The 13,356-nt window shown below is 69.8% G+C and carries 18 protein-coding genes and 1 pseudogene; 5 read left to right on the forward strand and 14 right to left on the reverse strand.

Annotation, left to right across the window (positions count from 1 at the left end):
- The first annotated feature begins 132 nt into the window (after nt 1-132).
- From SSP24_RS01780 to SSP24_RS44850, 3 genes are all read left to right on the forward strand, one after another.
- Nucleotides 133-510 carry an STAS domain-containing protein gene (locus SSP24_RS01780; RefSeq protein WP_229864800.1) on the forward strand — a complete coding sequence of 126 codons (378 nt, stop codon included), beginning with the start codon at nt 133-135 and terminating at the stop codon, nt 508-510.
- 193 nt (nt 511-703) lie between these two features.
- Nucleotides 704-1,573 (forward strand): universal stress protein, encoded by an 870-nt coding sequence (locus SSP24_RS01785; protein ID WP_141306838.1) that lies wholly within the window; start codon nt 704-706, stop codon nt 1,571-1,573.
- A 133-nt stretch (nt 1,574-1,706) separates the two neighbouring features.
- The gene (locus SSP24_RS44850; RefSeq protein WP_268255065.1) at nt 1,707-1,835 is read left to right on the forward strand and encodes a hypothetical protein; all 129 of its coding nucleotides are present in this window, start codon (nt 1,707-1,709) and stop codon (nt 1,833-1,835) included.
- 49 nt (nt 1,836-1,884) lie between these two features.
- Here the strand turns inward: SSP24_RS44850 and SSP24_RS01795 are convergent, their stop codons facing one another.
- The 14 genes and pseudogenes from SSP24_RS01795 to SSP24_RS01855 all read right to left on the reverse strand — a co-directional run bounded on the left by SSP24_RS01795 (nt 1,885) and on the right by SSP24_RS01855 (nt 12,460).
- Entirely contained in the window at nt 1,885-2,310 is a 426-nt protein-coding gene (locus SSP24_RS01795) for a cupin domain-containing protein (RefSeq protein WP_141306840.1), read from the reverse strand.
- A gap of 309 nt (nt 2,311-2,619) precedes the next feature.
- Nucleotides 2,620-2,762 (reverse strand): annotated as a pseudogene (locus tag SSP24_RS43740) (MarR family transcriptional regulator); the annotation flags it as partial.
- Nucleotides 2,763-2,797: 35 nt separating this feature from the next.
- On the reverse strand, nt 2,798-2,992 hold the full coding sequence (locus tag SSP24_RS01800) for a hypothetical protein (RefSeq protein ID WP_141306842.1): 195 nt from the start codon (nt 2,990-2,992) through the stop codon (nt 2,798-2,800).
- A gap of 621 nt (nt 2,993-3,613) precedes the next feature.
- Nucleotides 3,614-4,522 (reverse strand): SDR family oxidoreductase, encoded by a 909-nt coding sequence (locus SSP24_RS01810; protein ID WP_141306846.1) that lies wholly within the window; start codon nt 4,520-4,522, stop codon nt 3,614-3,616.
- A gap of 496 nt (nt 4,523-5,018) precedes the next feature.
- Entirely contained in the window at nt 5,019-5,498 is a 480-nt protein-coding gene (locus SSP24_RS01815) for a MarR family winged helix-turn-helix transcriptional regulator (RefSeq protein WP_141306848.1), read from the reverse strand.
- Between the two features lie 8 nt (nt 5,499-5,506).
- Nucleotides 5,507-6,568 (reverse strand): alkene reductase, encoded by a 1,062-nt coding sequence (locus SSP24_RS01820; RefSeq protein WP_141306850.1) that lies wholly within the window; start codon nt 6,566-6,568, stop codon nt 5,507-5,509.
- Between the two features lie 79 nt (nt 6,569-6,647).
- The gene (locus SSP24_RS01825) at nt 6,648-7,553 is read right to left on the reverse strand and encodes an NADP-dependent oxidoreductase (RefSeq protein ID WP_141306852.1); all 906 of its coding nucleotides are present in this window, start codon (nt 7,551-7,553) and stop codon (nt 6,648-6,650) included.
- A gap of 230 nt (nt 7,554-7,783) precedes the next feature.
- The gene (locus SSP24_RS01830; RefSeq protein WP_229864799.1) at nt 7,784-8,320 is read right to left on the reverse strand and encodes a DUF6262 family protein; all 537 of its coding nucleotides are present in this window, start codon (nt 8,318-8,320) and stop codon (nt 7,784-7,786) included.
- On the reverse strand, nt 8,317-8,691 hold the full coding sequence (locus SSP24_RS01835) for a transposase (RefSeq protein ID WP_141306854.1): 375 nt from the start codon (nt 8,689-8,691) through the stop codon (nt 8,317-8,319). The genes SSP24_RS01830 and SSP24_RS01835 overlap by 4 nt, the downstream gene beginning before the upstream one ends.
- A 146-nt stretch (nt 8,692-8,837) precedes the next feature.
- Entirely contained in the window at nt 8,838-9,536 is a 699-nt protein-coding gene (locus SSP24_RS01840; protein WP_141306856.1) for a site-specific integrase, read from the reverse strand.
- Nucleotides 9,460-9,756 carry a hypothetical protein gene (locus SSP24_RS42625; RefSeq protein ID WP_167529477.1) on the reverse strand — a complete coding sequence of 99 codons (297 nt, stop codon included), beginning with the start codon at nt 9,754-9,756 and terminating at the stop codon, nt 9,460-9,462. Before SSP24_RS42625 ends, SSP24_RS01840 begins: the two co-directional genes overlap by 77 nt.
- Before the next feature lie 1,062 nt (nt 9,757-10,818).
- On the reverse strand, nt 10,819-11,262 hold the full coding sequence (locus tag SSP24_RS01845; RefSeq protein WP_167529478.1) for a tyrosine-type recombinase/integrase: 444 nt from the start codon (nt 11,260-11,262) through the stop codon (nt 10,819-10,821).
- 232 nt (nt 11,263-11,494) lie between these two features.
- Nucleotides 11,495-12,058 carry a carboxymuconolactone decarboxylase family protein gene (locus SSP24_RS42630; protein ID WP_167529479.1) on the reverse strand — a complete coding sequence of 188 codons (564 nt, stop codon included), beginning with the start codon at nt 12,056-12,058 and terminating at the stop codon, nt 11,495-11,497.
- A 24-nt stretch (nt 12,059-12,082) separates the two neighbouring features.
- Nucleotides 12,083-12,460 (reverse strand): nuclear transport factor 2 family protein, encoded by a 378-nt coding sequence (locus SSP24_RS01855; RefSeq protein WP_141306860.1) that lies wholly within the window; start codon nt 12,458-12,460, stop codon nt 12,083-12,085.
- 345 nt (nt 12,461-12,805) lie between these two features.
- Between SSP24_RS01855 and SSP24_RS43750 the strand changes: the two genes are divergently transcribed.
- Together SSP24_RS43750 and SSP24_RS43755 are read left to right on the forward strand one after the other, a co-directional pair.
- Nucleotides 12,806-13,084 carry an SsgA family sporulation/cell division regulator gene (locus SSP24_RS43750; protein ID WP_229864798.1) on the forward strand — a complete coding sequence of 93 codons (279 nt, stop codon included), beginning with the start codon at nt 12,806-12,808 and terminating at the stop codon, nt 13,082-13,084.
- Nucleotides 13,085-13,120: 36 nt separating this feature from the next.
- Complete coding sequence (locus SSP24_RS43755) at nt 13,121-13,273, forward strand: hypothetical protein (protein ID WP_229864797.1); 153 nt, start codon at nt 13,121-13,123, stop codon at nt 13,271-13,273.
- Nucleotides 13,274-13,356: the final 83 nt, after the last annotated feature.

Raw genomic sequence — 13,356 nt, forward strand, 5'->3', positions numbered from 1 at the left:
GACGGGCAGGGCGGCGTCGAGGCGGGGCCCAACGGCCCCCATGACTTCTGCCACTAGGGACCCGACCGGCTCTGCCACAAGGGGCCCGACCGGCCCTATCGCCCACCGCGGCGATGGGGTTTGTCTTCCACTGTGTCCGAGACTCAGATCAGGGCCACGCCCCGCCCCACGGCACGTGTCGTCGGCGATACGACGATCGTGGAGCTGAGCGGCGAGATCGACATACTCACGGCGCCGTGCATCGGCGCCCGTCTGGACGTGCTGTCCGCGCGTCCGCTCCCCGACCTGGTGGTGGACCTGCGCTCGGTTTCCTTCATCGACTGCAGCGGGCTGGGCGTGCTGTGCCGGGTCTCCAACCACGTCCGCGCCCGGCAGGGCCGACTGCGGCTCGTCACCGACAACCCGCGCTTCCGGCGCATCCTCCGGCTCACCCGCCTGTCCGGTGCGTTCGAACTCTGCGCGGTCCCGCCGGGGTCTGCGGCCGTGACGTCGAGCACCGACGCCGCTTGACCGGCGGGCGGCCGACGGTCGCCGCGCAGGGGCACGGGGTGCGTGACCGCCGCCGTGCCGCGCTGGGCCGTACGGTCCCCGGAGGAACACCGTCCGGCCCTGGCCTGGCAGGTGAAGGCGCACGAGCCTGGAAGCGGAGGAAAATGCGGGGCGGCATGGCGCCGTATGTCCCCCGCCCCACCGGAGGTGCGCCATGACCGGACTCGTCGTCGGCGTCGACGGCTCCCCCGCCGGTACGACGGCTGCCCGGTGGGCCGCGCACGAGGCCGAGGTCCGGCACGTGCCGGTCCACCTGCTCCACTCCTGGACCACCCAGCCGCCCAATGTGCCCGTGGCTGACCAGGCCCGGAGCAAGCGGCGGTACGGCCAGGAGGTCCTGCTGCGAACAGCGTCCGACCTGCGGCACCACCACGGCCATCTCACGCTGACCACGGAACTCGTGTCGGCAACAGCCGCACAGGCCCTGCTCGACCGCAGCACGGACGCGGACCTGCTCGTGCTCGGGTCCCGCGGACACGGCTCGGTGGCGAGCTTCCTGCTCGGCTCCACCGCCCTGCACGTCCTGGGTCTCACGCGGTGCCCCGCCGTCGTCGTCCGGGCGGACGACGCAACGGTCGAGGCCGACTGGGACCACCTGGGGACGGCGGGGCGCAACGAGATCGTGGTAGGGGTGCGGGAGCCGGGACCGGCCGCCGACCCCCTGCTGGAGTTCGCCTTCACCACCGCCGACGCCCACGGTCTTCTCGTCCGCGCGATCACAGCCGTACCCCCGCGCTCCGGGCCGTGCAACGGCAAGGACCAACGCGCCCGGCTCGAGGCCACTCTGACGCCCTGGCAGGAGAAGTTCCCCGAGGTCGCCGTCGTGCAACACGTCACGGCCGGACCGGCCGCCGAGGTGCTGCCGTCCTCCTGCACGCACAGCCGACTTCTGATCGTGGGCCGCCGACCGCACCCGCCCCGGGGCGTGTGGAAACTCGGCCCGGTCACCCACGCCGCGCTGCGGCACGTCGCCTGCCCGGTCGCGGTCGTGCCGCAGTTCCCGGTCGGCAACCTCGCAGGATAGGTCCTGTCGTCAAATTCCCGTCGTCCGCGCCGGGGGATAGCGTGCGATCGGGCCAGGACATGTTTCTCTCTCCGACCACTGCAGTCGGCAGACAGTCGACTCACCCCCCGACATTCGCACGACGCTGCCCAGTGTGCTGCTCGCGCTGGCCCTGGCCGACGTGTCGGACCCTGAACGCGGCTGTCTGCTGGTCAACGCGACGACAGAGCGCGCCGCCCACGGCAGCACGGTCGAGCAGGTGAGGTCGACCGCGCGGACCTGAGGCAGCGCGTGGGTCGGGCCCGGCTCGCCGTTGGAGGAAAGGAGGAGTCCTAGTAGTTGGTCACCAGGGGCTTCGTCTCGTCGACCACGTACGTGGAGAGCATCATCGTGGTCACCGTGCCGACGTTGCGAGCGTTGTGGATGACACCGTTCGGGATGAAGAACGGGTCACCCGTGCGCAGCCGGAGCGGCGGCCGGTCGTCGAACTCCATCAGGACGTCGCCGCGGACGATGTATCCGACCTCGACACCGGGATGGCTGTGACGGCCCGACTCTTTGTGCCGAGGAATCTGCACGAGCGTCTGCACGGCCTCCCAGCCCTCGGCGGGCGAGGGGTGTTCCTGAAGCAGGGTGCGTGTGACGCCTGCAGTCGGATCGGAGTCCGCAGCTGCGGCGGTCGACGACAGAGCGGCTACGCCGAGCGCGCCGGCCGCTGCGGCACCGCTGGTACGGAGAAGAGAGCGGCGAGCGATCACCAGAGGTCCTTTCGATCGGTAGGCATCAAAGCCGACCAGGCAGGCAGAAAGTTCTTCCAACACAAAACAACCATGTGTCTCAGTAGACACACAAGAGCGTGAGTCGGCCAACCTGAATACGTGTGCACACATGTCGAAGGTCGGGGCCGGGGACTGTAGGAACTGCGGCTGGCGGCCCTGGAGGTGTGTCCTCCTATGCGCACCGCGAAGCCGCTGCGGAGCTGTCCGTCCTGACGGACCGCCATCCACTGCGGCACACGACGCCGGGCCGGCTACTCGCCGCCGAGGTCGCTGGTGATCTTCGGCAGCGTCGCTCCAGTCGCTCAGCCGCCGGTCGAGCAACTGGATGGTGCGTTCGCACAGTTCGGCGAGCCGGGTCCGGCCCTTGAGTGTCAGGCGCAGGATGCGCGAGCGCCGTCCGCGGGATCGGGGCTGCGGTCGATCCAGCCCTGTAGCGACGGCTGCGGTACGGACCTGTACCTGAGTGCTACAGCCCCAGGTCGAGGGCCAGGCACGAGAAGGTGCGCCACGCGCCCGTGTCCTGGGGAGAGGTTTTCGCCCCGCCATTCAGCCCGGGCTCCACCACTTCGGTCATGTCCTCGTAGCTGATGCGCTCGGGCAGCTTGCCGAAGCGCACACGCCGTGCCGCCGCGGCGGTGTCCATCGTGGCTTCCTGGTTCACGACCAGCCTCCACTTCGTGTCGTGGCCGGGTCCTGTCGGTCGACGGGACTGCCCTCATCTTGCACCCAGCTCCGTCACCAGTCAAGGCGGTGACGCATTGACATGTGTGACTTGTACGGCTGGCCACTCCTGAAGAGAAGGACGGCTTCCTCGCGGCGCTGTACATCGTGTACGGCCCCGCCTACCGCGACCTGACAGCAGAGCCTTGACGGAGTGCGTCCGCGGTGCGGTAGCGCACCGGCAGGTACAGCACACCGCGCACCATGCCGGACGGGAACCAGGCGAGGGAGTAGGCAGGAACCGCCAGTTCCAGGTGCGGGACGCGGGTGAGCAGGGTGCGTCCTCGATCCGTACGACCCTGCCCGTACAACAGGACTTCTCTAGGGGAGCGACTGTGGCGCGAGGCTAGCCGAGAGGGCTCCATGCAGCTCAGCGCCGGTTCCGTTGACGCCAACAGGTGCAACAGGTGTCGTGGTATCGCCAGTTCAGGTGAAGCCCGGCTGCAGCCGGGCCGGGCAGGTCCCAATCCGGGGGGCGGTGGGAACGTGTGGTGATCTGTCACAGCGGTCTCCACCCATCGGTTGGCCCCCGCCCGGGTGGCGGGACCGGGATGCGGGCCCGTCACCGGTGCTGCGCCGTGCCCAGCTCGTCGGTGTACCGGCCGAGGGCGTCCTCGGCCGCGGGGACGGGGCCGAACAGCTGCTCCTGGCGGCGGGGGTCGGCGACGTAGCGGCCGCTGTCGAACCAGCCAAACATCGCGGCCATGTCCTTGACCAGAGGCATGAAGCGGCCGGCGACGGCTCCTGCGGCGCGGGCGACGGTGGAAGGGACGGACCACACCTTGATCTTCTTTCCGGCCCGGTGGCCCATCAGGTCGGCCATCTCGCGCATGCTGACCGGACGGTCCCAGCCGATGTCGATGCGCTCACCGTTGTCGGCCTCGGCGTCGACGGCGGCCGCCAGGTATGCCGCGAGATCGGAGGTGTGGACGAAGGTCAGCGGGACGGTGGTCTTGCCGATCCACATCAGGCGGCCCTTGTCGAGCGGGTCGCCCGCCATGGTCGCGATCTGGTCGAGGAATGCCCCCGGGCGCAGTGCGATGAACGGGACGCCGAGCTGTTCGAGCTTGTCCTCGGCGATCTTCTTGTGCCAGAAGTGCGGGACTTGGGGGGTCTGGTCGCTGGTGAGGATGCTGGTCAGGACGAACCTCCGGATGCCGGCGCGGTGGGCGGCCTCGGCGAGGTTGGCGTTGCCGACGGTGTCGATGTCGTACGCGTTCTTGCCGCCGCGGGTGTAGCCGGCAGCGGTAGTGATGACGGCATCGGCGCCGTTCATGGCGGCGACGAGCGAGTCGAGGTCGAGCATGTCGCCGCGGGCGATCTCGACACCCCGGCTTTCGAGCCTGCTCGCGTCGGTGGTCGGCCGGACCAGGGCGCGGACGTTCTTACCGCGCCCCAGCAGTTCGTCGACGACCTTGCCGCCGAGGGAGCCGGTCGCGCCGACGACGAGGACGGGGAGGGTGGTGGTCACGGGGGGTCTCACTTTCCATCAGGTCAGGTGTGGGGGATTAGGTGGCTGCGGACGTGGGCGCCGTCGGCCCGGTTGCTCAAGGGGCGGGCCTGTGATGGGTGGATCCGCGGCGCGGGTCGTCGCCGGACCGCAGGAGCTTGCGGAGGTCGACGGTGACCCGGACGCGGGTGATGCGGCCGTCCTCGATGTGCGGCCGGCCGACGACGGGGAAGGGCTCGACATCCCCGTGGGAGAGGTGTTGCTGCCTGCACCGGGACGGCTCGCGCTTGCCCCTGACGCTGAGGCCCCGCTCAGCCCGTTATTCCTGACGTACGGGGGTGAGCAGGGGTCCCGCCACATCGGCTGGCTCGGCTCACCGGGCTTCCGACAGTTGGGGAGCCTGGCTCCGTTCAGCACGGGCCTTCGTGAGCCGAGTGCGCTGCAGCTCTGTCCACTTCGCAGGAACGCCGGAAACGATTCGACTCCAGGCCGGAACCGGGGTGCACGCCGAGGTGAGTTACTCGGACTCTTCCCGCGGAAGAGCGCGGGTGTTGATCGCGTCGGCGATGGCGTAGGCGGTGCGGACGAAGGACTCCACCTGCTGCGCCGACAGGTTCAGCGCGGAAGTCTCCTCCAGGGCCCGCCACATGGCTGCCAGGGGCTCGCGCATGGCACGGCCCTTGTCGGTGAGGTGGACGACCATGACGCGTCGGTCGTGTTCGGCCGGCTCGCGGACGAGCAGGCCGGCGTCCTGCATGCGTCGCAGGGACTTCGAGACCGTTGAGTGGTCCAGGCCGACGCTTTCGAGCAGCTCGGACTGAGTCTGGCCGTCCCGGTCCAGCAGTTGCATCAGCAGCAGTTCCTGTCCGGGATGCAGGTCCATCTCGCGGAGCATGGCGGCGGCGCGGGCGCGGTGAGCGCGGGCGAGCTGGAAGATCGCGTAGCTCATCGGCCCCTCGCTGGCCGTGCTGGGGATGCGGGGTGTGGGGACGGACATGCGGTTCCTCAGACGGTGTAGGTGGGGTAGTCGGTATAGCCGGCCACTCCGCCGCCGTAGAAGGTCGCCGGGTCGGGGGTGTTCAGCGGCGCGTCCGAGCGTAGCCGCTCGACCAGGTCCGGGTTGGCGAGCGCGAGGGCACCGACGGAGACGAGGTCGGCCGTGCCGTGGTCGATGTCCTTGGCGCGGGTGGGCAGGTCGGTGCCGGCCCGGTTGAGGATCAGCGTGGTCGGCCACAGCGCGCGCAGGGTGTCCAGCAGTTCCTCGTCGCCCGCGTGCATCACGTGGAGGTAGGCCAGACCGAGCGGGCTGAGGGCGCGCAGGAGAGCCGGATACAACTCGGCGGTGTCCGACTCGGCGATGTCGTTGTAGGGGTTGCCGGGAGAGATACGGATACCGGTGCGGTCGGCGCCGATCTCGTCGGCCACGGCAGCGGCGACCTCGACGGCGAAGCGGATGCGGCCCTCGAGCGAGCCGCCGTAGCGGTCGGTGCGCTGGTTGGTGTTGCCGGACAGGAACTGGTGCACCAGGTAGCCGTTGGCGCCGTGGATCTCCACGCCGTCGGCGCCTGCCGCGACGGCAGCCGCTGCGGCGCGGCGGAAGTCCTCGACGGTCGCCGCGACCTCCTGCGTCGACAGCGCACGGGGTGTCGGCATCTCCTGGGGCCCGGACGCGGTGAACATCGCGCCCTGCGGCCGGATCGCCGAAGGGGCGACCGGCCGGCGCCCGTGGGGGGTGTTGTCGGGGTGGGCGATGCGTCCGGTGTGCATCAGCTGGATGACGATGCGGCCGTCGGCGGCGTGTACGGCGTCGGTGACCTTGCGCCACCCGGCGATCTGCTCGTCATTGTGGATGCCGGGGGTGAGGAGGTAGCCCTGGCCGTCGGCGGAGGGCTGGGTGCCCTCGGTGATGATGAGCGCGTGCGAGGCCCGCTGGACGTAGTACTCGGCGTTCAGCTCGGTCGGTACGCCTTCGGGTGTGGAGCGGTCACGGGTCATGGGGGCCATGACCAGGCGGTGCGGGAGGGAGATGTCACCGACGGTGGTCGGCGTCCACAGGGCGTTCAGCATGAATGGTCCTTCGGTGCGGTGATGAACAGGTGATGATCGGTAAATCGGGAGGGCGTGGCGGAAGGAGTGGCGGGCATGATCAGTCGAGGGTGAGGACGAGCTTGCCCCGGACATGCCCGGCGTCGCTGACCTGCTGGGCCGTGGCGGCCTGGTCGAGCGGGTAGGCGGTGACGGTGGTGACGACCTTGCCGGTCGCGGCATCCTGCGCCAGGGCGGCCAGGCGGGCGGCCGAGCGTTCCTGGGGACCGTTGGCGAAGGTGATGCCGAGCTCGTGCGCGCGGAAGTCGGCGATGGTGACGATGCGCTCGGTGCCGCCGCGCAGGGCGATGGAGTCCTCAAGGGCTCCCTTCCCGGCCAGGTCGAACACCGCGTCCACGCCGTCGGGGGCGAGCGCCCGGACCCGCTCGACCAGGCCCTCGCCGTAAACGGTCGTGGTGGCGCCGAGCGCGGCGAGGTATTCCTGGTTGGCGGGGCCGGCGGTGCCGATGACACGCGCTCCGCGGGCAGTGGCGAGCTGGACCGCCAGGGTCCCGACCGCTCCGGCCGCGCCGTGCATCAGCACCGTCTCCCCGGCGGCGACGCCCAGCAGGTTCAGGACCCGCTCGGCCGTCTCGCCCGCCACCGGCAGCGCGACCGCGTGCTGCCAGTCGAGGCCGGCGGGCTTGGGGGCCACGATGGTGGCCAGTGCGTACTCGGCGTACGAGCCGGTGTCCGACCAGCCCAGCACCTCGTCACCCACCTGCACGTCCTGCACGCCCTCACCCAGGGCGTCCACCACGCCGGCAAGTTCGTGACCGGGGACAGAGGGGAGCGGCGTGGGGAACACGGCCTCCAGTGCCCCGGAGCGGATCTTGCCGTCCAGCGCGTTCAGCCCGGCTGCCTTGACGCGGACGCGCACTTGGCCGGGGCCGGGCTGCGGGACCTTGATGTCCGCTTCGTGCAGCACTTCCGTGCCTCCGAAACGGTCGAACAGGATGGCTTTCATGACGACTCCCCTCGTGCACCCACCCATTTAGGTGGCTGGACACATAATTACCGTAACAGCGAACATGTGGCTAGCCAAGTATTTGCTGTCGCTCGGGCTGCGCAAGATCGGTAGCGCCCTCGTCGGTCTCCTCGGGGCGGCCGTCGAAGCCGGAGACGCCCCGCCGAAGCACGCCCTGCGCGGCCAAGGGCTACCTCGACCGGAAGCGGGACGACCGGGCCGGCCGAACCCTAGCGGTCCGCGGTTCCCTTCTGGTTCAGGGCCCGGGTCAGCTCGCGGTTGGCTGCCCGGGCAGCCTCCAGCTTGGCGTCCCTCTCCTCCAGCCGCGCCAACAGCTCGGTGTTCTCCTGTTCCAGGCGGGAGACCTGGCGCTGAAGCTCTTCCTGGTCGGCGGGGGCACCGAGGCCCGACTCCCGCCACGCCTGCACGCCCATCAGCTCGGCCAGCCGGCGCTCCAGGCGCTGGGTCTGGATGACGATCCGGGTGTTGCGGGCGTGTGCGTTGGCGAGGTCGGCCTGGAGCGAGGCGAGGCTGACCGGGGGCCCGGCCCCGGGCTCCGCGGCAGAGGGTTGCCGTTCGGCGGCGTGGATGAGGGCGAGCAGGTCGCGGTGGCGGTAGAGGAAGGTGCGGTCGACCCCGGCCTGCCGGGCGATGCCGCTCACGCTGATCGCCGTGCCGTTCCCGGTGGCCTGCCTGATGGCGGTTTTCACGCGCTGGCGGCGGCGTTCACCGTCGGCGCGGCGGCCGTCGGCCATGGCCCTGCTCATGCGGACCTCGTGGCGTGCACGTCGGGCAGGGGCCGGCCGATGCGGGGCATGCCCAGCATGACGCTCCGGCTGCGGCGTACGACGGCGACGGCCTCGCCGATCTGGGCCTGTTCCTCGGCCGTGAGGTCACCGAGATCGGCCTTGACCCGGTCGATCAGGCGACGCAACCGACGGATCTCCTCCTGGGAGGGCATGGCCTCGCTGCGCGCCCAGTCGTCGGCGGCGAACGCCGAGATCAGCCGCTCCCGGCTGCGCAGCAGGTCGGCCAGGTACGCCTGTAGATCAGGCAGGTAGGAGACGTCGGTGCGGAAATGGTCCGCAGCCCACGCAGCGGAACCGGATGGGGCAGCTCTGCCCGCCAGCCGCGACATTCGAGGGCTCCTGGCAGACGCCGTAGGGGACGCTGACCTCCCCGATCGCCCGCCGTACGTGTTCGGAGTCCAGCAGTGACTGGGCCTTGCGCCAGACGCGAGTGCCGTTGCGGTCGAACTGCAGGGCGACCACCCGGTCCACGGCGTCACGACGCCGGTCCTGGCTGACCCGGTAGTAGTTCTGGGGTGGTCTTGAGATCGGAATGGTCCATCAGCTCCTTGAGGACGTCCGGGGCGACGCCGGCATCGGCGTGCCGCTGGGCGTAGCTGTGCCGGTAGGCGTAGGGGAAGATCCTGCCCTTGTCGAAGGGCAGGAGGGTGACCGTCTGCCCGTCCTCTTCCACGGTGGTGGGGACGAGGAAGTCGGGCAGCGCGTCGACCCAGGTGCGGTGGCCTTCGCCGATGGAGTGGATCGCCTTGGTGCCGTGCGGGTTGGCGCGCATGCTGGGCAGCAACTTCAGCTCGCTGACAGGGGTGTCGGGGAACATCTCGCGCACCCGCTGCTGCTGGGTGGTAATGACGGCCGCGGTGGCCTTGCCGATCGGAAGCCTCCGGCCCATCCGGTAGGACTTGTGGTTGTCGTAGACCAGGACGAGGGAGCCGTCGGGGTCCTGTTCCAGGCAGTCAAAGGGCAGGTCGCGAATCTCCTGGGGACGCCGGCCGGTGTCCATCAGCAGTTCGGTGCTCACGCGGACCTCGCGGCTGATGAGCTCCTCCAGGTCGTCGAGGTGGTCGCACAGCTGGCGCCTGACCGCGTCGGGCAGGTCCTTACCGGCCTCGGTGTCCTCCGGCTCGGCGGGAGCGTCTTCCCGCTGCAGGCGGAAGTCGGTCGGCAGGCCCGCCATCGGCTGGCCCGGGGTGGGTCAGTCCCAGAGTGCGGATTCGGGTCAGCACGAGCGCGACGTTGCGTACGGCCTTGCTGCGCGTGTGCGCGGTGATCTTGCCGGTTCCGGTCAGGAACGCCAGCCGGTTGCAGAAGGCGACGATGTCCCGGCGGTGCAGATCGGGCGGATGGATGCCGCCGTCCTCGCGTTGCAGGCGCAGGCTCTCCGACAGCAGGTTCATGGCCGTCACGTACGGCTGGACCGCACCGCCCGGCCGCTTGCCCCGCCGGCGCGGCAGGTCGTCGTACGCCCAGTGCGTCACCGCCTCGCGCCGGCTGCGAGATCCGGGTGAAGTCCAGGGTGCCGGTTTGCCCCGTGAAGATCCTCAGATCCCACACGTCCTTGCGGCGCTCTGTCTCCGGCGTCGCCCCGAGCCTGTCCAGCCACATCAGCATCGCGGACCACACCGTGCGTGGACTTCACGTGCGAGACCTGGCGAACACCTCCGGGTCGGCCAGCGCCTCCAGGGTCGGCGTCTGCATCTGCCGCAGCCGGTCGCACAGCGGCCGAAGGAAGTGGTCCCACGTCCTGGCGCCCGCCTCGGTGCGGGCCTGAAGCCCGTAGAGGACCTCCGCGACAACCCGGTCCGGCAGACCCCCGCAGACACAGCTCCCGGTCGGCGTTGATGGCCGAGGTCCTACGCCGCCACCCTTCCTCGTCGCTCACCTGACCACGCCTGCGGGCGTACTTCAGCCGCAGCGAGTGCGCCTGGCAATAGGGAGAGGTGTCGTAATCGCGCAGCCGGTAGCAGACCGCCACCTCGCACTGCCCAGTACTCGCGCGCAGGATGACCGCGGGGTGGCCGATGAAGTCCGCCATGCTCAGTTTCAGGGTGTCGACCCGCTGACGGTGGTGCGGATCGCACAGCGCCACCTGAGCAGACTTCGCCGGCCGTCCGCAGCGCGGCACACGGCACATCTCCTGCCGCATACCCAGCATCCGGGGCTTGACGATCTGGGCGAAGTCCTCCAGGGACACACCCCGACGCCTTCCAGGTCCGCTCGCAGCCCATGCACATGGGCCGGCCGAACCTGACGCCCCTGGTGCAGCCCTTCACGCAGCAGTCCGGCATGCCCAGCACGGGGTGGTCCTTGGGAAAGAAGATCACTCGCGGGTCCCAGTCCCACCGCACGATCCGCAGGAACTCAGGATCCAGGGCGTCCACGGTCTGCCGCGTCCGCGGATCCGCCACGGCGCCCGACGCCATGGCGTGCCGCACCGGCGCGGTCATCGCTCACCTCGCTCAGCCAGCTCGCACGGCGAGGGGACCCGCTCGACGGCCTCTCGCACCCGGCTGCGGTCCGGGATCATACGGCGCGACCGACCCGGGGTGCTCCTGTCCCAGCAGCATCTGTACTTCGTCCCAGCTGCCGCCAGCGTCCACGACGTTGCTGCCGAACGCCCGCCGGGCCATGTGTGGTCCGATCTTCCGCCCCAGTCCCGCACGCTCCGACAGGCGGGCGAACAGCTCTCCCATCGCCGACGGGGGCATCGGCGCCCCGAGCGGCTCACCGAACAGATTCACGAGCAGGAAGTCACTCCCGCCCGCCCCCAGTTTCTCCAGGCGCTCGTCGAAGTACTGGTCAAAGCCCTGCACCACGAGGAAGTCCAGCGGCTGCACCCACGCCCGCTTCGACTGAAGGACGGTGACGACGATGTCGTGGAGCACACGGTCCGTACCGGGCACACATCCACCATCCGCCACCTGCCTCTCCCGCGGGAGAGGCAGGTTTCTGCCTGGGAAAGAACCTGCCCACTCACACCTGTGTCGCGGCCGCATGAAACTGGAGGACATGAAACCGACACCCGACCCCCGTGCCCTCGGCGCCTTTCTCAGGGCCCGTCGGGCGCAGCTGGATCCGCGCGAGTGCGGCCTGCCGGAGGCGGAATCCACACGCCGGATCGCGGTCCGCCGCGCCTCAGACGCCGGTGGTGTCCCTGGAGGTGCCGAGCACCGGTTCGTCGTCGTACACCTTGGTCACCTCCACGTTCAGCACTGTGGCGATCCGTCCGAACGACCAGTAGTAGCCGGCCGCTTGCAGCACCTCCACCAGTTCGCGGTCGCTGAGGAACCGGCGGGCCTCGTCGAAGACCTCGTCGGAGACGCGTGGGTGCCGCACCACCTCGGCGGTGAACCGGACGAGCGCGCGGTCGGCCTCGGACAGTTCGGGGCTGTCGATCTGCCGGTCGCGGACGAGCTGCCGGGTTCGCTCGTCGACGCCGGCCGAGCGGGCCATGGGGTCGTGCTGGGCCGCGACGAACGTACCGTCGGTGTGGGCGGCGACGGTGAGGACCACCAGTTCGCGTGCGCGGTCCGGCAGTTCGAGTGAGGTGAACAGCGTCCTGGCGAACTCGACGAACGGCTTCACGGTGCCCGTCGAGTGGGACATCATCTTGACCATCGGGTCGGGCGGCAGCTTGCCGAGGAACGTGGCGACCTCGTCCGGGAACGAGGCGGGATCCGGGTCGGTGAGACGGGGCATGGTGGTTCTCCGATCGTGGGTGGCTCAGACGGTCCGGGCGGGCTCGACGTCGAAACCCGTCTCGCTCAGGTGCCGGAAGCGGCCGTCCTCGGCGAAGGTGCCGAAGATCGCGATCTCCCGGGTCTGGGTGGTGCCGTTCTTCAAAGTGATGCGGAAGGCGTGCCGTTCGGCGTAGGTGTCACCGTCGGTCAGCTCGTCGAGCACGGTGACCGTGCCTTCCGTGACCTGGCCGCGGATGCCCGCGACCATCTGCGTGAACTCGTCGCGGTTCAGCGTCTTTCCGTCGCTGCGGTGTGTGTAGTCCGGGGCGTAGTAGCGGTCGAGGACCTCGTGCAGTTCCACCGCGGGGTCGGGCTCGAAGACCAGGGCGCGGAGGGCGTCGGAGATACGGACGTGGCTCATCGTGGGTGTGTCCTTCGGTTGCGGAGGGACGCCATAAGTGGACCCTTGAGTCCGGTACACATCGTACCGGACCCGCGGGTCCGGGCAGGAGTTCAAGGACCGGACCGAGGGCATCGCGTGGACGTCGACGAGAGCTTGTCGGCCTTCGGCCTCTCCGCAGCCAATTGACTTACGTCACGTCCCGCGCAGCCCGTTCGACGCTTCCCGGAGCCGCTCTTCGGCCGCCGGGGTTCTGTTACGCCCCTCCAGACGACGTCGTTTGACCGTCAAGTGACCGATGTGTGGGTTCTGTTCCCGGCGAAGAGTGGTAGGCGCAGACTTCGCCCCACGGAGGGAACTCCTGTCATGCACCGTGATCAGTCACCCCTGAAGGCGCGTCCGGCGTCCGAGCCGGTGCCTCCGCTGTTCCTGGACCTCGACCAGATGCTCGATGAGTTCACCCCGCTGCCGATACGGGCGGAGTTCCGCTTCGACCCGAACATGCCCGCGGTGATCACGGTCGAGTTCCAGGCGGAACGAGGACCGAGTCCCATCTGGCGCATCGGCCGCGAGCTCCTCCACCACGGCCTGACATCGATGAGCGGCTGTGGCGACGTACGGATGTGGCCGGCACTGCCCAGGTAACGGCCCTCGTCCTGGCTCCTTCTCGAATCGGAGGAGGTGGAGGCCCTGTTCGAGGTGCCCGCGGCACCGCTGACGGAATGGCTCGACGCGACCTACCGGATCACCTCGGCCGAGGCGGAGATGGACGGCCTGAACTGGGACAACTTCCTCATGGGGCTGCTCGACGGCCCGGCGACACCGTCCGAATGACCGCCGCCGGGTGTGCGCACTCGGATGACTTGCTTCCGATTGCGTCACCCGCCAGAGTGGTGACGCGCGGGGTTGCCGTCGTC

The sequence above is a fragment of the Streptomyces spinoverrucosus genome, from assembly GCF_006539505.1.
GTDB classification, from domain to species: Bacteria; Actinomycetota; Actinomycetes; order Streptomycetales; family Streptomycetaceae; genus Streptomyces; species Streptomyces spinoverrucosus.